The following is a 22,740-nucleotide window of genomic DNA, read 5'->3' on the forward strand; positions in this document are numbered from 1 at the left end:
CGACCGACGCCCGGACCGGCGCTCGCAAACTAGAGCTCACATTCGCAATCTATCGATCGCAGTCACACTCGCCCACCGTCGGATCGCCGCCACCGCCCGGGGGTTTTCCCCCGGGTCGGTTCGGTGGCCGGCACCAGCGCGACCCGCCACCGCCTCGCGCCATGATCATTCCACCGCCCGGCGAACACCGAACCGAGGAGTGATCAGCATGACCGCGTACAGGAAGCCGATCGGCCGACGAGGGCTGCTCGCCGCGACGGCAGCGCTCGCGGCCACCACCCTGCTGGCCCCGGCCGCCTTCGCCGCCGACTCCGCGCCGACACCACCCGGCGCCGCGGCTACCGACGGCCGGCAGGCCGCCGCGGTACGCGCACTGGAGCGCGCCGCCCACCCCCTGCGGTCGACGGAGCCTGGCGGCCGCACCACCGACCTGCGGCCGCTGGGCGCGATGGTCGGCGACGCCAAGGTGGTCGGGCTGGGCGAGGCCACCCACGGCTCGCACGAGTTCTTTGCCATGAAGGAACGCGTCTTCCGCTACCTCGTCGAGGAGAAGGGCTTCACCACCTTTGCCCTGGAGATGAGCTGGACGGCCGGCCTGCGGATCGACGAGTACGTCCAGGGCGGTTCGGGCGACGCCCGGCAGACGGCCAAGGAGGCACTCTCCGGATCCCCTTGGGAGCGTGAGGAGTTCGTCAGCCTCATCGCCTGGATGCGGCAGTACAACGACCGGCACCCCGGCCGGAAGGTCCACTTCATGGGCAACGACATCGGGGCGCCGAAGCTCGGCAACGCCGTCTTCGACCGGGTCACCGCCCATGTCCGCGCGACCCACCCCCAGGACCTCCCGCGCCTCGAAGAGCTGTACGCGGGCCTGCGCCCCCTCGACGACGTCTTCGCCTACCTGCGCATGCCCCTCGCCGAACGACGCCGGAACGCCACCGCCGCCCAGCAGGCACTCGACCTCGTCACCGCGAACAGGGGCGCCGGCGGCGACGCCTACGAATGGGCCGAGCAGCACGCCCGCAACATCGCCCAGACCTTCGCCTTCGCCTCCCTCGACCTGTCCGATCCGGAGTCGGTGTCCGCCGCGGAGCACCTCCGGGACCGCGCCATGGCCGACAACACCACCTGGTGGCAGCGCCGCACCGGCGACAGGATGCTGCTCTCGGCCCACAACGGCCATGTGGGCTACCTGTCCAGCGACCCCGTGATGTACCCCACCACGCAGGGTGTCTACCTGCGCAACGCCTTCGGCCGGGGTTATGCCGCCATCGGCTTCACCTTCGACCAGGGGTCCTTCCTCACCGCGACCGCCCTCGGTGGGGCCTGGAGCAAGGTCACCGTCCCCGGGGCCACGCCCGACATGCAGGAGTACACCCTCGACCGGGTCCGCCACCGCGACTTCTACCTCGACCTGCGCACGCTGCCGGCCGCGGCCCGCACCTGGCTCGACACCCCGCGCCCCGTCTACGAGGCCGGCTCCAGCTTCAAGAACGACCCGCTCCCCACCCTGGCCATCACCCAGGCCTACGACATCCTCGTCCACCTCCACCAGGTCCACGAAGCCACCGGACTCTGAGCCACCGGCCGCGCGGCGCTGGTGGCCGTTCAGCCCGTCAACCCGCCCACCCGCCCGTCAACCCGCCCGCCCACCGCCCTGACAAGCCCCCGGGTGAACCCTCCCGGTCACCGGTCGGTGCCGCCAGATGGGCTCGCGCGATCGAGTGAGCCGGCAGCCTGTCAACCGCGGGTGACGCCGACCCGTGCAGGACGATCGGCGGTGGCCGGGCTCGTGTCCCCACGGGCGGCCGGGAGGGTGTCATGCAAATCCTGCTCGTCGCTTCGGCCTTCAACAGCCTGACGCAGCGCGCGTACTCGGAGCTCGGGGACCGCGGCCACCAGGTGGCCGTCACGCTGTTGCGCGGTGAGGCGTCCGAGCGCGACGCCGAGCTGCGTGCGGCTGTCCGGCGCCACCGGCCGCGGCTGATCGTGGCACCGATGCTGAGGACCGCGCTGCCGCAGGACGTGTGGTCCGGGCTGCCGTGCCTGATCGTCCACCCGGGGCCGGTGGGGGACCGAGGGCCCTCCTCGCTGGACTGGGCCGTCGACGAGGAGGTCACGCAGTGGGGGGTGACGGTCCTTCAGGCGAACGCGGTCATGGACGGCGGTGACGTCTGGGCGGCCGGCTCCTGCCCGGTGCCGTCCGTCGGCAAGAGCGACCTCTACCGCAACGAGGTGTCCGACGCCGCCGTGACCGCCCTGCTGCTGGCGGTCGACCGCTTCGCCTCCGGCTCGTACGTGCCCGAGCGGCAGACGCACGCCGATCCGCGGCCGTACTTCCCCCAGGAGCGGCGGCGGATCGACTGGCGGTGCGACTCCACGGCCACCGTGCTGCGCAAGCTGCGCGCCGCCGACTCCGACCCGGGTGTGCTGGACCAGCTGCTGGGCGAGGAGTGGTATCTGCACGGTGGCCACCGGGAGGACGAACTGCGCGGCAAGCCGGGGGAGTTGCTGGCCACCCGGGCCGGCGCGGTGTGCCGGGCCACCGCCGACGGAGCCGTCTGGATCCCGCAGCTGCGGGCCCGGCGCCGTCCGGGGCAGGACCGCCCGTTCAAGCTGCCCGCCGCGCTCGCCCTGGCCGGCCGGACCCCCGGACTTCCCGAGATCCCCGCCGCGCCGGACTGCCCCGTCACTACGTGGAGCGACATCCGCTACCGGGAGGAGGGCGCGGCCGGGTTCCTCTCGTTCTCCTTCCCCGGCGGCGCGATGAGCACCGACCAGTGCCGCCGGCTGCTCGACGCCTACCGGCGGGCCTGCTCGCGTCCCACCTCGGTCCTGGTGCTGGGCGGGCAACGGGACTTCTTCTCCAACGGGATCCACCTCAACGTGATCGAGGCCGCCGCCGATCCGGCAGCGGAGTCCTGGGCCAACCTGAACGCGATGGACGACCTGGTGGAGGCGGTCCTGACCACCACCGACCGCCTGGTGGTCTCCGCCCTGGGTGGCAACGCGGCCGCCGGTGGCGTGATGCTCGCGCTCGCCGCCGACGAGGTGTGGTGCAGGGCGGGCGCGGTTCTCAATCCGCACTACCGGCTGATGGGGCTCTACGGCTCGGAGTACTGGACCCACCTGCTGCCCGCCCGGGTGGGCGCCGCCGCGGCCGGGCAGCTCACCGGCCGGGCGCTGCCGCTGAGTGCCGCGTCCGCGCAGCGGATCGGTCTGGTGGACCGGCTGTTCCACTGCCGGCCGCAGGCCTTCGCCGCCGAGGTCCGCGCGGGAGCCCTGCGACTGGCGGGCTCCGGTGCGGTCACCGGGCCGCGGATCGCCGCGAAGAAGGCGGCGCGCGAGGCCCAGGAGGCGATCAAGCCGCTGGCCGCCTTCCGCCGCGAGGAGCTCGACCGCATGCACCGGATCTTCCACGACCCCGACGCGCCGTACCACGCGCTGCGCCGGGCGTTCGTGCGGAAGGAACCGACGGCCGTCGGGCCACCCCTCCTGGATGACGGAGAGTAGCCGGTTCACCGGATCGGCCGCGTTCACCGGCACATCCGCCCCCAACTGCACGGAGTCTGGGAGGACAGCAGGCTTCGCGACCACCTCCTTGAGGAGGCCCCCATGACCGAGACCACCGAGGCGACCGCCGCCACCGAGGCCCCGTTGATCCACATCCTCTGGATCAACGCCGGCTTGAGCTGCGACGGTGACTCCGTGTCGCTGACCGCCGCGACGCAGCCCAGCATCGAGGAGATCGCCCTCAGCGTGCTCCCCGGTCTGCCCAGGATCGCGGTGCACTGGCCCCTGATCGACTTCGAGTGCGGCCCCGTCCAGGGCGCCGACACGTTCATCGAATGGTTCTTCAAGGGCGAGCGCGGCGAGATCGACCCGTTCGTGCTGGTCGTCGAGGGGTCCATCCCCAATGAGTCGATCAAGAACGAGGGCTACTGGTGCGGGTTCGGTGACGACCCCGAGACCGGCCAGCCGATCACCACCAGCGAGTGGCTCGACCGCCTCGCCCCCAAGGCCCTTGCGGTGGTCGCGATCGGCACCTGCGCGACCTACGGCGGCATCCACGCGATGGCCGGCAACCCGACCGGCGCGATGGGCGTGCCCGACTACCTCGGCTGGGACTGGAAGTCCAAGGCGGGCATCCCGATCGTCTGCGTGCCGGGCTGCCCGATCCAGCCGGACAACTTCTCCGAGACGCTGGTCTACCTGCTGCACCAGGCGACCGGCGCGGCCCCGATGATCCCGCTGGACGAGCACCTCCGCCCGGCCTGGCTCTTCGGCGCCACCGTGCACGAGGGCTGCGACCGGGCCGGCTACTACGAGCAGGGCCAGTTCGCCGCCACCTACGACTCGCCCAAGTGCCTGGTGAAGCTCGGCTGCTGGGGCCCGGTCGTCAAGTGCAACGTCCCCAAGCGCGGTTGGATGAACGGCATCGGCGGCTGCCCCAACGTCGGCGGCATCTGCATCGGCTGCACCATGCCCGGGTTCCCGGACAAGTTCATGCCCTTCATGGACGAGCCGCCCGGCGCCAAGGTCTCCAGCACCGCCAGTGGTGTCTACGGCGCGGTCGTGCGCCGACTGCGGTCGATCACGGCGGACACCCTGGACAAGGAGCCCAAGTGGCGACAGCCCGGCCGGAAGCTGACCACCGGCTACCGCAAGCCGTGGTGACGGCGCCCGCGAAGCAACAGCATCCCGCAGAACTCCCGGCATGAAGAAGGGCTCGGCAGACACGATGGCACCGACGACGAGAGCGGCCGGAGACGGCAGCGGCCTGGTGGAGATGTCCTGGGATCCGATCACCCGGATCGTGGGCAGTCTCGGTATCCACACGAAGATCGACTTCAAGCAGAAGAAGGTCGCCGAGTGCTACAGCACCTCATCGGTCTTCCGTGGCTACAGCGTCTTCATGCGCGGCAAGGACCCCCGTGACGCGCACTTCATCACCAGCCGGATCTGCGGGATCTGCGGCGACAACCACGCGACCTGCTCGGTGTACGCGCAGAACATGGCCTACGGGGTGAAGCCGCCGCACCTCGGCGAGTGGATCATCAACCTCGGCGAGTCCGCCGAGTACATGTTCGACCACAACATCTTCCAGGAGAACCTGGTCGGGGTCGACTACTGCGAGAAGATGGTCCGCGAGACCAACCCGGGCGTCCTGGAGCTCGCCGAACGGACCCCCTCCCCGCACGCCGGCGAGCACGGGTACAGGACGATCGCCGACATCATGCGCTCGCTCAACCCGATCGAGGGTGAGTTCTACCGCGAGGCCCTCCAGGTCAGTCGCTACACCCGGGAGATGTTCTGCCTGATGGAGGGCCGCCACGTGCACCCCTCCACCCTCTACCCGGGCGGAACCGGGACGGTCGCCTCCGTCCAGCTCTTCACCGACTACCTGAGCCGCCTGATGCGGTACGTGGAGTTCATGAAGCGCGTGGTGCCACTGCACGACGACCTGTTCGACTTCTTCTACCAGGCGCTGCCCGGCTACGAGGAGGTCGGCCGCCGCCGGGTCCTGCTCGGCTGCTGGGGCGCGCTCAACGACCCCGAGTACTGCGACTTCACCTACCGCAACATGACCGACTGGGGACGGCGGATGTTCGTCACCCCCGGCATCATCGTGGACGGCAAGCTCGTCACCAACGACCTCACCGAGATCAACCTGGGCATCCGGATCCTCCTCGGCAGCTCGTACTACCAGGACTGGGAGGGCAAGGAGCAGTTCGTCACCCACGACCCGCTCGGCAACCCCGTCGACCCGCGCCACCCGTGGAACCAGCACACCATCCCGGCTCCCCAGAAGCGCAACTTCGAGGACAAGTACAGCTGGGTGATGTCGCCGCGCTGGTTCGACGGCAAGGACTACCTGGCCCTGGACACCGGCGGCGGCCCGATCGCCCGGCTCTGGTCGACCGCACTCTCCGGACTGGTGGACATCGGCTACGTCAAGGCGACCGGGCACAGCGTGGTGATCAACCTGCCGAAGACCATGACCAAGCCCGAGACCACCTTCGAGTGGAAGATCCCGCAGTGGAGCAACGCCCTGGAGCGCAACCGCGCCCGCACCTACTTCCAGGCGTACGCGGCCGCCGTCGCGCTGCACTTCGCGGAGAAGGGCCTGGCCGAGGTGCGGGCCGGACGCACCCAGACCTGGGAGAAGTTCGAGGTGCCCGAGGAGGGCCTGGGCGTCGGCTTCACCGAGGCCGTGCGCGGCGTCCTCTCGCACCACCTGGTGATCCGCGACGGCAAGATCGCCAACTACCATCCCTACCCGCCGACCCCGTGGAACGCGAGCACCCGCGACACCTACGGGACGCCCGGACCGTACGAGGACGCGGTGCAGAACACGCCGATCTTCGAGGAGAACACCCCGGAGAACTTCAAGGGGATCGACATCATGCGCGCGGTGCGCAGCTTCGACCCCTGTCTGCCGTGCGGGGTCCACATGTACACCGGCGAGGGCCGGACCGTGAAGCAGATGCACGTGCCCACCGGCCTGAGCGGACTGGGCGGATGAGCGCGGTGACGGCGGGCGCGGCGGCCCGGACGGTCGACACGGAACAGCTCGGCCGGCGGATCGAGGAGGTCCTGGAGCAGCTCGCGGCCACCGGCCAGGACGACGCCGCGGCCGCCGCCGAGGAACTGGTCCGCTCACTGATGGCCTTCTACGGCGCGGGCCTGGCCCGGATCGTCGACCTGCTGGGCGCCGCCACGGTGGTGAGGACCCTGCTGGCGGACGAGCTGGTGGCCAACCTGCTGGTGCTGCACGAGCTGCACCCGGAGGACCTGCCGACCAGGATCGGCAGGGTGCTGGCCCACCACCAGGTCGAGGTGGTGAGCTTCGACGAGGCCACCGGCGCCCTGCGGGTGCGCTCCACCGGTGGCGGCTGCGGCTGCCCGAGCACGTCCGCTCCCGCCCGCGAGGCCCTCACCGACGCGCTGGCCGGCCTCGCGCCGGAGGTGACCTCCGTAGCCGTGGAGGACGCCGCCAAGGAGCCGGCGCTGCTGCAGATCTCCACCCGGGCCCCGGGCGGCGGCTCGTGACGGCGGCCCTTCGCCGGTTCCTCGCACCGCGCGAGCCCGCACCGGAGCGCTGCGAACTGTGCGGGGTGGTGGTGGCCGAGCACGGCCACCGCCACCTGGTGGACGTCGAGCAGCGCTCGCTGAGCTGCGCCTGCATCCCGTGCAGCCTGCTGTTCGAGCACTCCGGCGCCGCCCGTGGCCGGTACCGGGCGGTGCCGGACCGCTACCTGACCGACCCGCGACTCAGCCTGGACGACACCGCCTGGGACCTCCTGCAGATTCCGGTCGGGGTCGCGTTCTTCTTCCGCAACAGCGCGCTCGACCGGCTGGTCGCCCTCTACCCGAGCCCGGCCGGCGCCACCGAGAGCGAGCTCGACCCCTCGGCCTGGCAGGCCGTGCTGGACGGCACCCGGCTGGCCGCGCTGCTGGAACCCGATGTGGAGGCGCTGCTGCTGCGCCGCTCCCAGGACGGGTACGCGTGCTACCTGGTGCCGATCGACGTCTGCTACCGGCTGGTGGGGCAGATGCGCCTGCACTGGAAGGGGTTCGACGGGGGAGCGCGGGCCCGGGCCGAGCTGGACGCGTTCTTCGCCCACGTCGCCGGGCGAGCCCGGATCCCGCAGGAGGCCGCGCAACCGTGACCGAGTTCTCCTTCACCTGCACCGGGGTGCGGGCCGACCGCTACGCCGCCGGCCCCACCCTGGTCTTCACACTGCGGATCACCGCGACCCCGGACACCCGGGTACACGCCCTGGCGCTGCGCTGCCAGCTCCGGATCGAACCGGCACGGCGCGGCTACCAGCCGGCCGAGGCCGACGGGTTGGCGGACCTGTTCGGCGAGCGTTCGCGCTGGGGCAGCACCCTGAAGCCGTTGCAGTTCGCCGAAGTCTCGCTGATGGTCCCCGGCTTCACCGGGGAGATCGAGGTGGACATGGCGGTGCCCTGCAGCTACGACCTGGACATCGCCGCGACCCGCTACTTCCACGCCCTGCGCGAGGGCGAGGCGCCACTGCTGATGCTCTTCTCCGGTACCGCGTTCACCGGCGCGAGAGGCTTCCACGTGGAGCCGGTGCCCTGGGACCGCGAGGCGCACTGCCGACTGCCCGCCACCGTCTGGCGGGAGATGGTCGACCAGCACTTCCCCGGTTGCGGCTGGGTCCGTCTCTCCCGCGACACGCTCGACGAGCTGCTCGCCTTCCGGTCGCACCGCGCGCTTCCGTCCTGGGAAGTGACGGTGCGCCACCTCCTCGACTCCGCAACGGTGCAGGACGGAGCCGTCCAGTGACCGCCGACGTGCTCACCCCGGCGCTCGAAGCGCGGTTCGCGGCGGCGCGGCAGCTGGCCGACGCCGTCCTCTTCGAAGGCTACGTGCTCTACCCCTACCGGGCCTCGGCGGCCAAGAACCGGATGCGCTGGCAGTTCGGCGTCCTGGTGCCACCCGCGTGGGGCGCCGACCAGGGCGAACAGTCGCGGCAGCGCACCGAGTGCCTGATCGAACCGCGCCGCGGCGCGACGCTCTACCTGGAGCTGCGTTTCCTGCACGCACAGCGGCGCACCGTCCAGCAGGCCCGTCCCGACGGCTCCTACCTGACGGTGCCCGAACTCGAGCTCGCCGACCGGGTGCTGACCGCCTGGGACGAGGGCGTCGAGGAACGCGTCCAGCTGGCCCTGCCGGTCGCCGAACTCGACGAGCAGCCCAGGCCGGTGACCTTCTCCCGCCCCGCCACCAAGGAGACCGAGCTGGTCCGGGACGACACCGGCCGGGTGATCGGCCGGGTGGTCCGCCGCCGCGAGGCGGTGGCCGGCACCCTGCGGATCGCGGCGGCCGAACTCCCCGGCCCCTACACGGTGAGCAAGCTGACGGTGCTGGTGGAGAACTCCAGCGGCTGGACCCCCGGACCGGGCGCGGACCGCGAGGCCGCGCTGCCACGGGCGCTGGTCTCGGCCCACCTGTTGCTCGGCCTGGACAACGGGTCCTTCCTCTCGCCCACCGACCCGCCCGAGTGGGCCAAGGCCGCCACCGCCGGCTGCCTGAGCCTGCACACCTGGCCGGTGCTGGCGGGCGAGAAGGGCAGCGCGGACCTGCTGCTCTCCTCACCGATCATCCTGGAGGACCACGCGGCCGTCGCGCCCGAGAGCCCGGGCGCGCTCTACGACGCCCTGGAGATCGACGAGATCCTGGCGCTGCGCACCGCCGCCCTGACCGACCAGGAGAAACGCGAGGCCCGCGGTACCGACGAGCGGGCGGCCGCCGTGATCGACCTGGCCGACTCGATGCCCCCCGAGGTGCTGGAGCGCCTGCACGGCGCCATCCGCTCGCTGCGCGAGGTCACCGCGCCGGCCACGCACCACACGCCGGCCGACCCGATCGAGCAGCTGCTCTCGCCCGGCACCCCGTGGTGGGACCCGGCGAGCGACGCCAGTGTCGACCCCGGGCGCGACCGGGTGGTCGTCGACGGCCAGCGCGTCGGCGCCGGCAGCCGCGTCGTGCTACGGCCCGGCCTGCGGCGCACCGACGCCCAGGACCTCTTCCTGCACGGCCGGAACGCGCTGGTCGAGGCGGTGCTCCACGACGTGGACGGCGGAGTGCATCTGGCGGTCACCGTCGAGGGCGACCCGGGCGCCGACATCCGCCGCGAGCAGGGCCGCTTCCTGTACTTCCAGCCCGACGAGGTCACCCCGCTGGAGGACGCGTGACGCCCCCGGCGCGGACCCTGGTCGCCGGGGTCGGGAACATCCTCCTCGGCGACGACGGCTTCGGCGTCGAGGTGGTCCGCCACCTTGCGCCCCGGCAACTCCCGCCCGGGGTCGAGGTGGTGGACGTCGGAGTACGCGGCGTCCACCTCGCCTACCAGCTGCTGGAGGGCTACGACACCCTCGTCCTGGTGGACGCCACCGCCCGCGGAGGCCCGCCCGGCACGGTCTACCTGATCGAGGCGGGCGAACCGGGCGACGCAGAACCGGGCGGCGCAGAGCCGGGCGCCGCACCGCTGGACGGCCACCGGATGTCCCCGGACGCCGTGCTGGCCCTGCTCGGCACCCTGTGTGCCGGCACCGGATCGACGCCGCCGCGACGCACCCTCGTGGTGGGCTGCGAACCGGCGGACGTCGGGGAGGGCATCGGGCTCAGCGGGCCGGTCGCGGCAGCGGTCCCGGAGGCCGTGCGGCTGATCGGCCGCCTCCTGGCCGGGGATGAGGCAACCACGCCGCCGCTGACAGCGGCCGACCCGGCCGCGAACTGACGAGAGGAACCACCGCCATGAAGAAGTGCCTCATCGGCACCCTTGCCGCCACCGGACTCGTCTGGCTGGCGATCCAGGTGATGCCGGACATCAAGCGCTACCTGCGGATCCGCTGCATGTGACGGCCACCCCGCCGGACACCCGGACGCGGCCCGCGTCCGGGCCACGTCCCGGGGGCGAGCCGCGAGCGAGACGGCCGGCCCGTCTTGGCCTGAACGGGCTAAGCGGCGGCCCGACTGCGGCGCGGCGCCCGCGCGGCCCTTCGGCAGCCGCCCTTTAATGAACCCGGCCGACTCGCGACAGCGTGGCCGCGCAGGAGGGTCCGATGCACGAGATGTCGATCGCCGCGGCCGTCGTCGGCCAGGTCGAAGAGGCCGCGCTGGCGGCAGGCGCCACCACCGTGCGGTCGGTGCTGCTCCAGGTCGGCCAACTGGCCGGAGTGGTCCCCGACTCGCTCGACTTCTGCTTCGGACTCGTGTGCGAGGGAACGGTGCTGGCCGGCTGCGAGCTGGTCGTCGAGCCCGTCGCCGCCCGCGCCCGGTGCGTGCCCTGCGCCGACGAGTGGCTGGTCGGCATGCCACCGGAGCTGTGCTGCCCGGTCTGCGGCACCGCCACCGCGGAGCTGCTGGCCGGGCGCGAGCTGCAGATCGTCAGTGTGCGGTGGGACGACCCGCACGCCGCCGCCGAACCGACTCTCCAGGAGCGCTGAACCATGTGCCGAACGGTCGACCTGCAACAGGCGGTCCTCGCCAAGAACGACCTCGGCGCGCAGCAGCTGCGCCAGGACCTGGCCGCGCGCGGCACCATCGCCGTCAACCTGCTCTCCAGCCCGGGAAGCGGCAAGACCGCTCTTCTCGAAGCGGAGTTGACAGCCGCTCGCGAGCGCGGCATCCCGGTCGCCGCGCTCACCGCGGACCTCGCCACCGAGAACGACGCGCTGCGGCTGGCCCGTTCCGGCGCGCCGGTCAAGCAGGTGCTGACCGACGGGCTCTGCCACCTGGAGGCCCGGATGCTGGCCGGCCACCTGGCCGGCTGGCTGCCCGCGCGGACCGAGCTGCTCTTCGTGGAGAACGTCGGCAACCTGGTCTGCCCCGCCTCCTACGAGCTGGGCGAGTCCCTGCGGGTCGTGCTGGCCTCGGTCACCGAGGGGGAGGACAAGCCGCTGAAGTACCCGACCGCCTTCGGGCTGGCGAACCTCGTGCTGGTGACCAAGACGGACCTCGCCGAGGCGGTCGGGTTCGACGAGGCGGCGTTCCGCGCGAACGTCGAACAGGTCAACCCGGGCGTGGAGGTCCTGCTGACCTCGGCCCGGACCGGGGACGGAACGGGCCTGCTGCTGGAGGCCGCGCTGGCCGTCCACGCCGGACAGCCGGTGCACGTCCCGGTGATGGCGCGCGTCCAGCCCGCGCCCACGCACGGGCACTCGCATCCGGCGCTGCACCAGTGACCACGGCAGGCACTTCCGTCGCCGCCGTCGAGGCCGCACAGCGCCGAAGGGTGGCCGTCCGCGGGGTGGTGCAGGGCGTCGGCTTCCGGCCGTTCGTGCACTCCCTCGCCACCCGCCTCGGCCTGGCCGGGCAGGTCGGCAACACCGGCGAGGGCGTGATCGCCGAGGTCGAGGGCCCGCCCGCGTCGGTCGCGCGGTTCTGTGAGCTGGTCGCCACCGACGCGCCGCCGCTGGCGGTGGTGGACTCCGTCCAGCACGAGAGCGTCCCGCCGCAGGGCTCGGTGGGCTTCACCATCCTCGCCTCGCCCGCCGCCGGGCCCGCCCGCACCCTGGTCTCGCCCGACACGGCCACCTGCGCGGACTGCCTGGCCGAGCTGAGCGACCCCGGCGACCGGCGCCACCGGCATCCCTTCATCACCTGCACGCACTGCGGGCCGCGGTTCACCATCGTCACCGGGCTGCCCTACGACCGGGACCGGACCACCATGGCCGGCTTCCCGATGTGCGCCGCCTGCGCCCGCGAGTACACGGATCCGGCCGACCGGCGCTTCCACGCCCAGCCCATCTCCTGCCACTCCTGTGGCCCCCGCCTGCGCCTGCTCGCGGCCGGGCCGGCGCCCGGTGCCGCGGTCCGCGAACTGCCGGGGGAGGATCCGGTGGCCGGGGCCCGGCGCCTGCTCGCCGGCGGGGCGATCCTGGCCGTCAAGGGCCTGGGCGGCTACCACCTGGCCTGCGACGCACGGGACCCCGCGGCGGTGGCGGAGCTGCGCCGGCGCAAAGCACGGGGCGACAAGCCGTTCGCGCTGATGGCCGCCGGCCTGGCCGAGGTCGAGGCACTGGTCGAGCTCGGCGCCGAGGAGCGGGCCCTGCTCACCGGACGAGCCCGGCCGATCGTGCTGCTCCGGCGTCTTCCCGGTACGGCGGTGACGCTGCCGGACGCCGTGGCGCCGCGCACCCCCGACCTCGGCGTGATGCTCCCGTACACCCCGCTGCACCACCTGCTGCTCGGCCTGCCCGGCGACCCGCCGGGACCGCGGCTGCTCGTCATGACCAGCGGCAACCTGTCGGGCGAGCCGATCGTGACCGACGACGCCGAAGCCCTCGAAAGGCTCGCCGGGCTGGCGGACGCCTGGCTCACCCACGACCGCCCCATCCATGTGCCGTGCGACGACTCCGTGCTGCGGGTCTGCGACGGCCGACAGCTGATGGTCCGCCGCTCCCGCGGCTACGCCCCGCTCCCGCTGGCCCTGCCCTGGCCCGTCCCGGCCGCACTGGCGGTCGGCGGGGACCTCAAGAACACCCTCTGCCTGGGCGAGGGCCGCCGGGCCTGGCTCTCCGCGCACATCGGCGACATGGACGACGTGGCGACCCAGCAGGCGTTCCGACGCGCCGAGCAGCAGCTGGAGTCGATCACCGGGGTGCGGCCCGAGCAGCTGGCGGCGGACCGGCACCCGGCTTACCGGTCCACCCGGTGGGCCGAACGCCACCGCGCCGGCCGCCCGCTGGTACTGGTCCAGCACCACCACGCGCATGTCGCCGCGGCCATGGCCGAACACGGCCTCGGAAGCACCGAACGGGTGATCGGAGTCGCCTTCGACGGCACCGGCTACGGCGACGACGGCGCGGTCTGGGGAGGTGAGTTCCTGCTCGCCGGCTATGACGGCTTCCAGCGGTTCGCCCACCTGGCGTACGCTCAGCTGCCCGGCGGTGACGCCGCCGTCCGGCGTCCCTACCGGATGGCGCTGGCCCACCTGTGGGCGGCCGGCCTGGCCTGGGACGAGGACCTTCCCGCCGTGCGCGCCTGCCCGCCCGAGGAGCGGCGCCTGCTGGCCCGTCAGCTGGAGCGCGGGGTCAACTGCGTCGCCACCTCCAGCATGGGACGCCTCTTCGACGCCGTCTCCTCACTCGCCGGCGTCTGCCAACTCGTCGGCTACGAAGCCCAGGCCGCCGTCGAACTGGAGGGGGCGGCCGTCGGCGTGCCGGGAGCGCGCGGCTATGCCTTCGCCCTGCGCCCTGCCGGACCGGACGCCGTTGGGCCACTCGTCGCCGACCCCGCCCCGGTGCTGGCCGCCGTCGTCGCCGACCTGCGGGCAGGCACCGAACGGAGCGTCGTCGCCGCCCGGTTCCACGCCGCCGTCGCCGACCTGGTCCGGGACGTCTGCGTGGCGGCCCGCGAGCGCTCCGGCCTGACGGCGGTCGCCCTCACCGGCGGGGTGTTCGCCAACACGCTGCTCTCCTCGCGCTGCGCCACCGCGCTGCGCGAGGACGGCTTCACGGTCCTGCGCCACACACTGGTCCCGCCCAACGACGGGGGACTCGCGCTCGGCCAGCTGATGGTCGCGGCCCGGGCAGCGCACTGCTGACCGGCCACGGAACGCACCCACGACGAGGAGAGGCCCATGTGCCTGGCGGTGCCCGGCAGAGTGCTGGAGATCGAGGACAAGGACGGTACCCGGATGGCCACCGTCGACTTCGGCGGTGTGATCAAGGAGGTGTGCCTGGAGTACGTGCCGGATCTGCGGGTGGGCGAGTACGCGATCGTCCACGTCGGATTCGCGCTGCAGCGGCTCGACGAGGAGTCGGCGCGGCGCACGCTGGCGCTCTTCGCCGACCTCGGCATGCTCCAGGAGGAGTTCGGGGACCCGTGGGAGGCGGCCGCGGCGATGGCCGAGCTCACCGGGGACGAGACGCAGGACCGGGCCGGGGAGGCCAAGCGATGAAGTACATCGAGGAGTTCCAGGATCCCGAGCTGGCCCGGCGGCTGCTCGACGACATCCACGCCACGGTGACCCGGCCGTGGGCGCTGATGGAGGTGTGCGGCGGCCAGACGCACACCATCATCCGGCACGGGATCGACCAACTGCTTCCGGATCAGGTGGAGTTGATCCACGGCCCGGGTTGCCCGGTGTGCGTCACCCCGCTGGAGGTGATCGACAAGGCGCTGGAGATCGCCGCCCGGCCGGAGGTGATCTTCTGCTCCTTCGGCGACATGCTCCGCGTCCCCGGCAGCGACAGCGACCTCTTCCGGGTCCGCGCTGAGGGCGGCGACGTCCGGGTGGTGTACAGCCCGCTGGACGCGCTGCGGATCGCCCAGCAGAACCCCCGGCGCGAGGTGGTCTTCTTCGGCATCGGCTTCGAGACCACCGCGCCGCCGAACGCCATGACGGTCCATCAGGCCCGCAGGCTCGGCATCCCCAACTTCAGCCTGCTGGTCTCGCACGTGCGGGTGCCCCCCGCGATCGAGGCCATCATGCAGTCCCCGGACTGCCGGGTGCAGGGCTTCCTGGCGGCCGGACACGTGTGCAGCGTGATGGGCGTCGACGAGTACCCCGCACTCGCCGAGCGGTACCGGGTACCGCTGGTGGTCACCGGGTTCGAGCCGCTGGACATCCTGGAGGGCGTCCGGCGCGCGGTGCGCCAGCTGGAAGGCGGCACCCACACGGTCGAGAACGCCTACCCGCGGGCCGTGCGGCCGGAGGGGAACCCCGTCGCCCGGGCCATGCTGGCGGACGTCTTCGAGGTCACCGACCGGGCCTGGCGCGGGATCGGCACGATCCCCGACAGCGGTTGGCGACTCTCCTCGCGCTACCGGGAGTTCGACGCCGAGCAGCGCTTCCAGGTGTCCGGGATCCAGACCCGCGAGCCCGCCGCCTGCCGCGCCGGCGAGGTCCTGCAGGGGCAGCTGAAGCCGCACGAGTGCGAGGCCTTCGGCACCACCTGCACCCCGCGCAACCCCCTGGGCGCCACCATGGTCTCCAGCGAGGGCGCCTGCGCTGCCTACTACCTCTACCGCCGGCTGGACCTCACGCCCGCGGCCCCCGCGCACCTGGAGGCGAGCCCCGTTGCCTGAGCCCACCGACACCCTGCCCGCGCCGCGGCCCGACCTCACCGCCTGGACCTGCCCGGCCCCGCTGCGCGACCAGCCCCGGGTGGTCATGGGACACGGCGGGGGTGGCGCGATGTCCGCCGAGCTGGTCAGCCACGTCTTCGCACCCGCCTTCGGCGGCGAGCTGCTCGGCCGGCTCGGCGACAGCGCGGTGCTGACGCTCGGCGGAGCACGGCTGGCCTTCTCCACCGACTCCTACGTGGTGCGTCCGCTCTTCTTCCCCGGTGGCAGCATCGGCGACCTGGCAGTCAACGGCACCGTCAACGATCTGGCGATGAGCGGTGCCCGGGCCGCCTACCTCTCCTGCGGGTTCATCCTGGAGGAAGGCCTGGAGATGCCGCTCCTCGCCCGCGTGGCCGAGGCGATGGGCGCGGCCGCGCGGGCGGCCGGCGTGGAGATGGCCACCGGCGACACCAAGGTGGTGGAGGCCGGACACGGGGACGGGGTCTTCATCAACACCGCAGGCATCGGTCTGGTCCCGGCCGGGGTCGACCTGCGCCCGCAGCGGGTCGTCCCCGGCGACGTGGTGATCGTCAGCGGCGCGATCGGCATGCACGGCGTGGCGATCCTGAGCGTGCGCGAGGGCCTGGAGTTCGGTGTGCAGATCGAGAGCGACTGCGCACCGCTGGGGGGCCTGGTCGAGGCGATGCTCGCCGTCACTCCCGACCTGCACGTGCTGCGCGACCCCACCCGCGGTGGGCTCGCGGCCTCCCTCAACGAGATCGCGGCCGCCGCCCGCGTCGGCGTGGTGATCCAGGAGCGGAGCGTCCCGGTGCCGCCGCCGGTCGCCGGCGCCTGCGCGATGCTGGGCCTTGACCCGTTCTACGTGGCCAACGAGGGCAAACTGGTCGCCTTCGTACCGCGCGAACATGCGGAGGCGGTGCTGGCGGCGATGCGCGCCCATCCCCTCGGCGCCGACGCGGCGGTGATCGGCGAGGCGGTCGAGGCCCACCCCGGCATGGTGGTGGCCCGCACCGGCCTCGGCGGCACCCGGGTGGTCGACCTGCCGGTGGGGGAGCAACTGCCCCGGATCTGCTGACCGCCGGCCCGGCAGGTCAGATGCGCCCGAACCGGACGGTGTCGTCGGTGAACGCCACCGCCATCTCGGTCGTCACCGTCGGCCGGGTGCGCTGGATCGTCTGCAGGTAGTCGTTCGTGTTCGGGTGCGCCCGCTCGCCGGTGTCCAGGGTGCGTTCGAAGACCGCCTGGGCAACGGTGCGGGCCGCCTGGGCGATGTCGGCGGGGGTGAACCCCTCACTGGCGTCGGAGAGGGCGGCGATGTCCGCCTCGGCACCGGCACGGGCCAGGTAGCTGGACCACAGGGCACAGCGCGCCTCGTTGTCGGGCGGTCCGACCGGCAGGACGTAGTCGAAGCGGCCGTGACGCAGGAAGGCGGGATCGAGGGCGGCCACGCTGTTGGTCGCGCAGATCAGCAGTCGGTTCTCGCGGTCGCGAAACCGGACGATCGACTTGAGGAGTTCGTTCACCACGGCGGTGGCCGCCGGGTCCGCCTGGCTGCGGATACCGGCCACCTCCTCGACCTCGTCGATGAAGACCAGGACGTGGTCGAGCCGGGCCACCTCGTCGAACCACTGGCGCAGGCCGGTGGCCATCGTGCCGGTCAGGCCGAGGTGGGACGGGAACAGCTCCACGAACGGCCACGCGAGGCGGCCGGCCACGGCCTTCGCGAAGGTGCTCTTGCCAGTACCCGGCGGCCCGAACAGGACGACGGCCTGCGGAGGTTCCACACCGTGCTGGCCGGCCAGCACCGGGTTGGCCAGCGGCAGCACCAGGCGCCGCTCGATCAGCCTCTTCTCGGTGGTCATTCCCGCGAGGGTGTTCCACAGGCCGGCCGCCGGGACCTCCGCGCCCAGCGAGGAGAGCAGCACCACGTCCTGGGCGGTGACCGCCTCGGACTTCTGGAAGTAGGTCATCCCGGGGCGCGGACGGAAGCCGGCGCTGCGCAGGGCCCTGGTGCCGGTGTCGTGCTCGGCGAGCACGGCCGCCAACGTGCGAGCACCGGCTGCCAGCAGCCGGTGCTCCAGGGCTCCCAGCAGAGCGCTCCCCAGACCCATGTTCCGCCACGACGGGTGCTGGCTGATCCGCAGCACCCAGGCCCGGTCGCCCTCGACCCGGCCCACCGCGGCCCCGACGATCTGGTCGTCCGCCACCGCCACGACCGCCGGATGCAGGGCCTGCAGTGCGGCGACGACATCGGACAGCCGGAACACCGGCGGGCCCTCACCGCCCTCGCCGAGGTTCTCGAGCCGGACCACCGCCTCCAGGTCGTCCGGAGTGAAGTCCCGCAGATGCCAGCCGGCCATGGTCCGCTCCGATCGCCCTGCCCGCTCCTCCCATCCTGGTCCGGGTCGTCTGTCGCCGCGCGTTCTGCGCGCCAGGACCGCCCCGCGGGGCCGGAGACGTGATCCCTTGCCTCGGAGTACCCGTTCGCTGCCCACCTCCGGAACGCCAGGGAGACCGCTTGCCGTGGCGGGCATCGGCGCGCACGCCATCGCCCGGGCGGCCCGGGACACGACAGCGGTACGACCGGGCGGAGCGGCCACGGGACGGCTCGGTCCAGGGGCGGCAGCCTGCGGCGGACGGCCCGATGGCGTGGTGGTTTCAGCGGCTTCAGCCGCCCTGTTGTTGGCCGGACTCGCGTCGGGCACGGTCAGGGGGTGGCCGAGGTGGGCGAATCTCGGTGGTCCGTCGCCGAGGTGGAGGGTGACGTCCAGGGATGGATCGCGCCAGCGCCCATTCCGGCGCAGTGTGCGGCGGTGGGGTAACCGCAGCGCGGCAGCCGACTGGAGAGTGAGCGTCAGCCCACACCGGATGTCCGCCGTGCCGGGTGACGGTTCTGGTGGAAGTGCCTGGGCGACGGTCCGTGCCCCACCCGGAATCCAGCGCAGCGTCGCTCCTCGCCGGCAGGAGCGACTTCGTCGGCCCCAAGGGCCCGGTTGCGCGTCAGTAGCCGGTGCCGCGCTTGATCTGGGCCCGCTCGACGTCGGTGGTCCCACCCTTGTGGTCCAAGGTGGCACACGCGTCGGCGATGTCCCTGGTCAGGCGCTCGATCTGCTCGCGGCTCAAAGTCTCCTTGGCCAGGGCACGAAGGATCTTCACCCGCTGCGCGTTGGGCGGGAGCGTGTACGCCGGCACCATCCAGCCGCGCTCGGCCGAGAGCTGCCAGGCGATGTCCGACTCGTCGTACGAGTGCTTGCCGGCGAGACGGAAAGCTACCAGCGGCAGCTGCTCGAGATCGCTGCCGATCACCTCGAAGCGGCCGCTGCCGCGCAGGTTGTCCGCCAGCGCACGGGCGTTCTGCTGCATCGCCTCCATGACATAGGTGTAGCCCTGGCGACCGAGCCGCACGAAGTTGTAGTACTGCGCGAGGACCATCGACGCGCCGGTCGAGAAGTTCAGCGTGAACGTCGCGTCGGTCTTGCCCAAGTAGTTCTCGTAGAACACCAGGTCCTTGGCCAGGTCGGACTCCTCGCGGAAGACCAGCCAGCCGATGCCGGGGTAGACCAGGCCGTATTTGTGTCCCGAGACATTGATCGAGCGGACCTGCTCAAGCCGGAAGTCCCACTTCGAGTCCGGGTAGAGGAAGGGCCACACAAAGCCGCCGCTGGCGCCGTCAACGTGGATCGGGATGTCGAGGTCCCGCTTCTTGCGGATCTCCCGCAGAAGCTTGTCGATCCCGACGACGTCGTCCTTGTGGCCGGTGAACGTGGTGCCGACAACGGCGACGACGCCGATGGTGTTCTCGTCGAGGTGAGGTTCCACGTCCTCCGGGCCGATCGTGTACTTGTCCTCGGCAAGCGGCACGATCCGCGGCTCCACGTCGAAGTAGCGGCAGAACTTCTCCCACACGACGTGGACATCGCCGCCGAAGACCAGATTGGGCCGGTCGACCGACAGGCCGGCCGCCTGGCGACGCTCCCGCCACTTCCACTTCAGCGACAGCGCACCGAGCATGATCGCCTCGGACGAACCCTGGGTCCGACACCCGGCGGTCTTCCCCGGTGCGTGGAAGAGGTCGGCGAGCATACGCACGCAACGCTGCTCGATCTCGGCGGAGATGGGGTACTCCGCGTGATCGATGAAGTTGCGGTGGAGGTTCTCCGCGATGATCCGCTGCGCCTCCGGCTCCATCCAGGTGGTGACAAACGTCGCGAGATTGCGCTGCGGATCACCCTCCATCGCGAGGTCCTCGTCCACCAACCTCATGGCGTCCGTTGCGGTCATGCCTTCCTCGGGAAAGGTCTCCGAGGGAGCAGGTGCCGTCAGGAATCGGTTGCCGAACAGGGCCGCAGCCTCACTCTTGGTCATGCCGACGACTCAACCACGCCCGGACGGGTGCCACGGCGGGACCTGAGGACCGAGCTCGAAGTGCACGCGAACGGCGTATCTTCCCGAGTCATCGACTTCCAGCGACGGCTCAAGCAGCAGGATCCGGGGCCCCTCCCCGCCTGGGGAACGCAGCAGCGGCCGCAAGGCTGTCAGTGAGCCTTTATCCGATCCGGCCGGCTGCCACCCCCTTGCCGACGCGTGGCCCCTGCGGCTGAGTCCGCGCCATGGGCGGCTGCCCGGCATCTGGGTGCGCCCGGGACACGGGAGTATCTCGGGGAGCACAGACGGGGTGCGGTCGACCGTCGCCAACCGGCTGACATCCACGGCGGGTCGAGGGTCCGCTCGTCGGGGCTACTGGGACGATGGCGCTCATGGCACCCAGGGCAGGCGCTCCTGAGAGGTCGGCAGCGGCGGGACTCGTCCTGATGACGCTCGCGGCCGGACAGTTCCTGATGGCGCTCGACAGCTCTGTCATGAACGTCTCGATCGCGACAGTGGCCGACGACGTGGGCACGACCGTGACCGGGATCCAGGGGGCGATCACGGCCTACACGCTCGTGATGGCGATGTTCATGATCCCCGGCGGCAAGGTCGGCGCGCTCATCGGCCGCAAGCGGGCCTTCATGATCGGCTGCGTCATCTACGGCTGCGGATCCCTGACGACCGCGCTCGCCCCCAACCTGCCCGTCCTCCTGCTCGGCTGGTCGCTCCTCGAAGGGATCGGGGCCTCGCTGATCCTGCCCGCGATCGTGGCGCTCGTCGCCGGCAACTTCGCCACGGAACGCCGGCCCGCCGCCTACGGACTGGTCGCCGCCGCGGGAGCTGCGGCGATCGCGGTCGGGCCGCTCATCGGCGGCGTCGCGACCACGTACTTCTCCTGGCGCTGGGTCTTCGCCGGTGAGGTCGCCATCGTGCTCGGCATCCTGGTGCTGGGCCGCCGCATCGCCGACGCGCCGACCGAAGGACGCGCCCACATCGACCTCGTCGGCGCCATGCTCTCCGCCCTCGGACTCGGGGCCTTCGTCTACGGTGTACTTCGCTCAGCCGAGTGGGGCTGGTTCCTGCCGAAACCCGACGCACCCGCCTGGCTCGGGATCTCGCTGGTCGTGTGGCTGATGCTGGCCGGCCTGGTACTGATCTGGCTCTTTCTCCGCTGGGAGGCCCGTCTGGTCGAGCAGGGCAGGGAGCCGCTGGTGGACCCGGTCCTGCTGCGCAACCGGCAGCTCACCGGCGGCCTGACCATGTTCTTCTTCCAGTACCTCGTGCAGATGGGAGTCTTCTTCGTCGTGCCGCTCTACCTGTCGGTCGCGCTCGGTCTGTCCGCGCTCAAGACCGGTGCCCGCATCCTGCCGCTCTCGCTGACGCTGCTGGCGGCGGCGATCCTGATCCCGAAGCTGCTCCCGGACGTCTCGCCGCGGCGGGTGGTGCGACTCGGCGTCCTCGCGCTGCTCGCGGGCGCGGTGGCTCTGCTGGCTGCGCTCGACGTGGATGCGGGTGCGGAGATCGTCACCCTTCCCCTCCTGTTGATCGGCCTCGGCATGGGCGCGCTGGCGTCCCAGCTCGGAGCGGTCACCGTGTCCGCGGTGCCGGACGAGAAGAGCGCGGAGGTCGGCGGCGTTCAGAACGCCATCACCAACCTCGGCGCCTCGATCGGCACGGCGCTCGCCGGGTCGATCATGATCGCCGCGCTCACAGCCTCGTTCCTGACCAGCGTCGAGCAGAATCAGGCGATCCCGGCCGAGGTAAAGAGCCAGGCGACCGTCAAACTCGAGAGCGGCGTGCCCTTCCTGTCAGACGCTCAGCTCAAGGCCGCCCTCGACGAGGCGGGCACGAGTCCGGAAGTGACCCAGGCCGCGCTCGACGCGAACGACGAGGCGAGAATCGACGGCCTGCGTGCCGCACTCGCCGTCCTCGCTCTCGCAGCGCTCCTCGCGTTGTTCTTCACCCAACGAATCCCGACCACCCAGCCAGGCAGCAGCCAGGCAACGGCATAGACACCCTGGCCAGCCAATCGTCCGACCGCTCGGGACCACGGCATTGCGTGCGGAGCCGAGGTCATGCCGACGAGGAGCCGTAGGGCATCCGATGCCGTTGTGGGCGCGGGCTGGCGTGTACGGCGGGTAGTAGAGCTACGCTCCGAGTTCGGCGTCTGCTTCGGCCACCGCGATGGCGAATCCGAGTGCCTCCGTGATGTGGGCGGCGGCCGACATCACACGGGCGGTGCCCACGATCGGTGCGATGGCCACCAGGACGTCCTGCACCTGGGCCACTGTCAGGCCGGACTCGATGCCGGGGCCGACGTGGGCGAGGTAGGACATCGGCGGTGCGTCCATGGCGACGAGCGCGGCGATGCGCGTGAGGATGAGCGTGTCTGCCGGCAGACCGCAGCGCTCGATCGAGTCGAGGGTCATGGCGGCCAGGGTGTCGAGGACAGGAGTTTCGGACGATGTCGTCATGCCGGGTCATCTCCTGAGAGAGGTGGGAGTCGACGCGGTCGTGGCGGGGAACCGGGTTCTCCTGCGCCGCATCCCGGTACGTCGACCATAGGAAGATTCGGGCCCGAGCGCACCTCAGTGCCGGCGGCCCGCGGTAGGACGCCTTGCCGTGCGGGGAGCCGAGCGCATCGAGCAGGTAGTGACCGGTGCGGCGTCATCGACTCGCTCGTCTGGAAGTCGTGCCGTGGATGTTTGGGGGGACAGACGCCGCCTTGGGGGTTTTCTTTCGGGGGCCCTCCCCCCACAAACCACCCACCCCCCCCCCCCCCGCCCCCCCCCCCCACCCCC

General features: G+C 71.9%; 20 protein-coding genes. 17 read left to right on the top strand and 3 right to left on the bottom strand.

Annotation, left to right across the window (positions count from 1 at the left end; genetic code table 11):
• Positions 1-208 precede the first annotated feature (208 nt).
• From ACZ6NC_RS00650 to hypE, 16 genes are all read left to right on the top strand, one after another.
• Complete coding sequence (locus tag ACZ6NC_RS00650) at positions 209-1,579, top strand: erythromycin esterase family protein (protein ID WP_465727451.1); 1,371 nt, start codon at positions 209-211, stop codon at positions 1,577-1,579.
• 242 nt (positions 1,580-1,821) lie between these two features.
• Entirely contained in the window at positions 1,822-3,513 is a 1,692-nt protein-coding gene (locus ACZ6NC_RS00655; RefSeq protein ID WP_465727453.1) for an enoyl-CoA hydratase-related protein, read from the top strand.
• Between the two features lie 102 nt (positions 3,514-3,615).
• Positions 3,616-4,677, top strand: a complete 1,062-nt coding sequence (locus ACZ6NC_RS00660; RefSeq protein ID WP_465727455.1) for an NADH-quinone oxidoreductase subunit B family protein — start codon at positions 3,616-3,618, stop codon at positions 4,675-4,677.
• 64 nt (positions 4,678-4,741) lie between these two features.
• Entirely contained in the window at positions 4,742-6,526 is a 1,785-nt protein-coding gene (locus tag ACZ6NC_RS00665) for a nickel-dependent hydrogenase large subunit (protein ID WP_465728291.1), read from the top strand.
• Positions 6,523-7,053, top strand: coding sequence for a hypothetical protein (locus ACZ6NC_RS00670; protein ID WP_465727457.1), 531 nt, complete (start codon positions 6,523-6,525; stop codon positions 7,051-7,053). Before ACZ6NC_RS00665 ends, ACZ6NC_RS00670 begins: the two co-directional genes overlap by 4 nt.
• On the top strand, positions 7,050-7,673 hold the full coding sequence (locus ACZ6NC_RS00675; protein ID WP_465727459.1) for a DUF5947 family protein: 624 nt from the start codon (positions 7,050-7,052) through the stop codon (positions 7,671-7,673). The genes ACZ6NC_RS00670 and ACZ6NC_RS00675 overlap by 4 nt, the downstream gene beginning before the upstream one ends.
• Positions 7,670-8,317: a DUF6084 family protein gene (locus tag ACZ6NC_RS00680; protein WP_465727461.1), complete on the top strand. Its 648-nt coding sequence runs from the start codon at positions 7,670-7,672 to the stop codon at positions 8,315-8,317. Before ACZ6NC_RS00675 ends, ACZ6NC_RS00680 begins: the two co-directional genes overlap by 4 nt.
• On the top strand, positions 8,314-9,729 hold the full coding sequence (locus ACZ6NC_RS00685) for a hypothetical protein (RefSeq protein WP_465727462.1): 1,416 nt from the start codon (positions 8,314-8,316) through the stop codon (positions 9,727-9,729). Before ACZ6NC_RS00680 ends, ACZ6NC_RS00685 begins: the two co-directional genes overlap by 4 nt.
• Entirely contained in the window at positions 9,726-10,274 is a 549-nt protein-coding gene (locus ACZ6NC_RS00690; RefSeq protein ID WP_465727463.1) for a hydrogenase maturation protease, read from the top strand. The genes ACZ6NC_RS00685 and ACZ6NC_RS00690 overlap by 4 nt, the downstream gene beginning before the upstream one ends.
• Before the next feature lie 17 nt (positions 10,275-10,291).
• Positions 10,292-10,396, top strand: coding sequence for a DUF6893 family small protein (locus ACZ6NC_RS00695; RefSeq protein WP_396322113.1), 105 nt, complete (start codon positions 10,292-10,294; stop codon positions 10,394-10,396).
• A 203-nt stretch (positions 10,397-10,599) separates the two neighbouring features.
• On the top strand, positions 10,600-10,983 hold the full coding sequence (locus tag ACZ6NC_RS00700; protein WP_465727464.1) for a hydrogenase maturation nickel metallochaperone HypA/HybF: 384 nt from the start codon (positions 10,600-10,602) through the stop codon (positions 10,981-10,983).
• Positions 10,984-10,986: 3 nt separating this feature from the next.
• Positions 10,987-11,721 carry a hydrogenase nickel incorporation protein HypB gene (gene hypB, locus ACZ6NC_RS00705; RefSeq protein ID WP_465727466.1) on the top strand — a complete coding sequence of 245 codons (735 nt, stop codon included), beginning with the start codon at positions 10,987-10,989 and terminating at the stop codon, positions 11,719-11,721.
• A complete protein-coding gene (gene hypF, locus ACZ6NC_RS00710) occupies positions 11,718-14,084 on the top strand; it encodes a carbamoyltransferase HypF (RefSeq protein WP_465727468.1) in 2,367 nt (788 codons plus the stop codon). The genes hypB and hypF overlap by 4 nt, the downstream gene beginning before the upstream one ends.
• Positions 14,085-14,120: 36 nt before the next feature.
• A complete protein-coding gene (locus tag ACZ6NC_RS00715) occupies positions 14,121-14,441 on the top strand; it encodes a HypC/HybG/HupF family hydrogenase formation chaperone (protein WP_465727470.1) in 321 nt (106 codons plus the stop codon).
• Complete coding sequence (gene hypD, locus ACZ6NC_RS00720) at positions 14,438-15,571, top strand: hydrogenase formation protein HypD (protein ID WP_465727472.1); 1,134 nt, start codon at positions 14,438-14,440, stop codon at positions 15,569-15,571. The genes ACZ6NC_RS00715 and hypD overlap by 4 nt, the downstream gene beginning before the upstream one ends.
• A complete protein-coding gene (gene hypE / locus ACZ6NC_RS00725) occupies positions 15,564-16,646 on the top strand; it encodes a hydrogenase expression/formation protein HypE (RefSeq protein WP_465727474.1) in 1,083 nt (360 codons plus the stop codon). The genes hypD and hypE overlap by 8 nt, the downstream gene beginning before the upstream one ends.
• Positions 16,647-16,662: 16 nt before the next feature.
• Here the strand turns inward: hypE and ACZ6NC_RS00730 are convergent, their stop codons facing one another.
• Positions 16,663-17,931, bottom strand: coding sequence for an ATP-binding protein (locus ACZ6NC_RS00730; RefSeq protein WP_465727476.1), 1,269 nt, complete (start codon positions 17,929-17,931; stop codon positions 16,663-16,665).
• 640 nt (positions 17,932-18,571) lie between these two features.
• Entirely contained in the window at positions 18,572-19,936 is a 1,365-nt protein-coding gene (locus ACZ6NC_RS00735; RefSeq protein ID WP_465727478.1) for a glutamate decarboxylase, read from the bottom strand.
• Between the two features lie 392 nt (positions 19,937-20,328).
• Here ACZ6NC_RS00735 and ACZ6NC_RS00740 point away from each other — a divergent pair, with 392 nt between their 5' ends.
• On the top strand, positions 20,329-21,951 hold the full coding sequence (locus ACZ6NC_RS00740) for an MFS transporter (protein WP_465727480.1): 1,623 nt from the start codon (positions 20,329-20,331) through the stop codon (positions 21,949-21,951).
• A gap of 135 nt (positions 21,952-22,086) precedes the next feature.
• On the opposite strand, the gene ACZ6NC_RS00745 is transcribed toward ACZ6NC_RS00740, so the two are convergent.
• Positions 22,087-22,413 (bottom strand): carboxymuconolactone decarboxylase family protein, encoded by a 327-nt coding sequence (locus tag ACZ6NC_RS00745; protein ID WP_465727482.1) that lies wholly within the window; start codon positions 22,411-22,413, stop codon positions 22,087-22,089.
• Between the last annotated feature and the right edge of the window lie 327 nt (positions 22,414-22,740).

This window comes from Kitasatospora sp. NPDC041988, from assembly GCF_055588525.1.

Excerpts from the sequence above, each read along its gene's own strand:
- ACZ6NC_RS00650 (WP_465727451.1), top strand. The coding sequence starts at position 209 with ATGACCGCGTACAGGAAGCCGATCGGCCGACGAGGGCTGCTCGCCGCG.
- ACZ6NC_RS00655 (WP_465727453.1), top strand. The coding sequence starts at position 1,822 with ATGCAAATCCTGCTCGTCGCTTCGGCCTTCAACAGCCTGACGCAGCGC.
- ACZ6NC_RS00660 (WP_465727455.1), top strand. The coding sequence starts at position 3,616 with ATGACCGAGACCACCGAGGCGACCGCCGCCACCGAGGCCCCGTTGATC.
- ACZ6NC_RS00665 (WP_465728291.1), top strand. The coding sequence starts at position 4,742 with ATGGCACCGACGACGAGAGCGGCCGGAGACGGCAGCGGCCTGGTGGAG.
- ACZ6NC_RS00670 (WP_465727457.1), top strand. The coding sequence starts at position 6,523 with ATGAGCGCGGTGACGGCGGGCGCGGCGGCCCGGACGGTCGACACGGAA.
- ACZ6NC_RS00695 (WP_396322113.1), top strand. The coding sequence starts at position 10,292 with ATGAAGAAGTGCCTCATCGGCACCCTTGCCGCCACCGGACTCGTCTGG.
- ACZ6NC_RS00700 (WP_465727464.1), top strand. The coding sequence starts at position 10,600 with ATGCACGAGATGTCGATCGCCGCGGCCGTCGTCGGCCAGGTCGAAGAG.
- hypB (WP_465727466.1), top strand. The coding sequence starts at position 10,987 with ATGTGCCGAACGGTCGACCTGCAACAGGCGGTCCTCGCCAAGAACGAC.
- ACZ6NC_RS00715 (WP_465727470.1), top strand. The coding sequence starts at position 14,121 with ATGTGCCTGGCGGTGCCCGGCAGAGTGCTGGAGATCGAGGACAAGGAC.
- hypD (WP_465727472.1), top strand. The coding sequence starts at position 14,438 with ATGAAGTACATCGAGGAGTTCCAGGATCCCGAGCTGGCCCGGCGGCTG.
- ACZ6NC_RS00730 (WP_465727476.1), bottom strand. The coding sequence starts at position 17,931 with ATGGCCGGCTGGCATCTGCGGGACTTCACTCCGGACGACCTGGAGGCG.
- ACZ6NC_RS00735 (WP_465727478.1), bottom strand. The coding sequence starts at position 19,936 with ATGACCAAGAGTGAGGCTGCGGCCCTGTTCGGCAACCGATTCCTGACG.
- ACZ6NC_RS00740 (WP_465727480.1), top strand. The coding sequence starts at position 20,329 with ATGGCACCCAGGGCAGGCGCTCCTGAGAGGTCGGCAGCGGCGGGACTC.
- ACZ6NC_RS00745 (WP_465727482.1), bottom strand. The coding sequence starts at position 22,413 with ATGACGACATCGTCCGAAACTCCTGTCCTCGACACCCTGGCCGCCATG.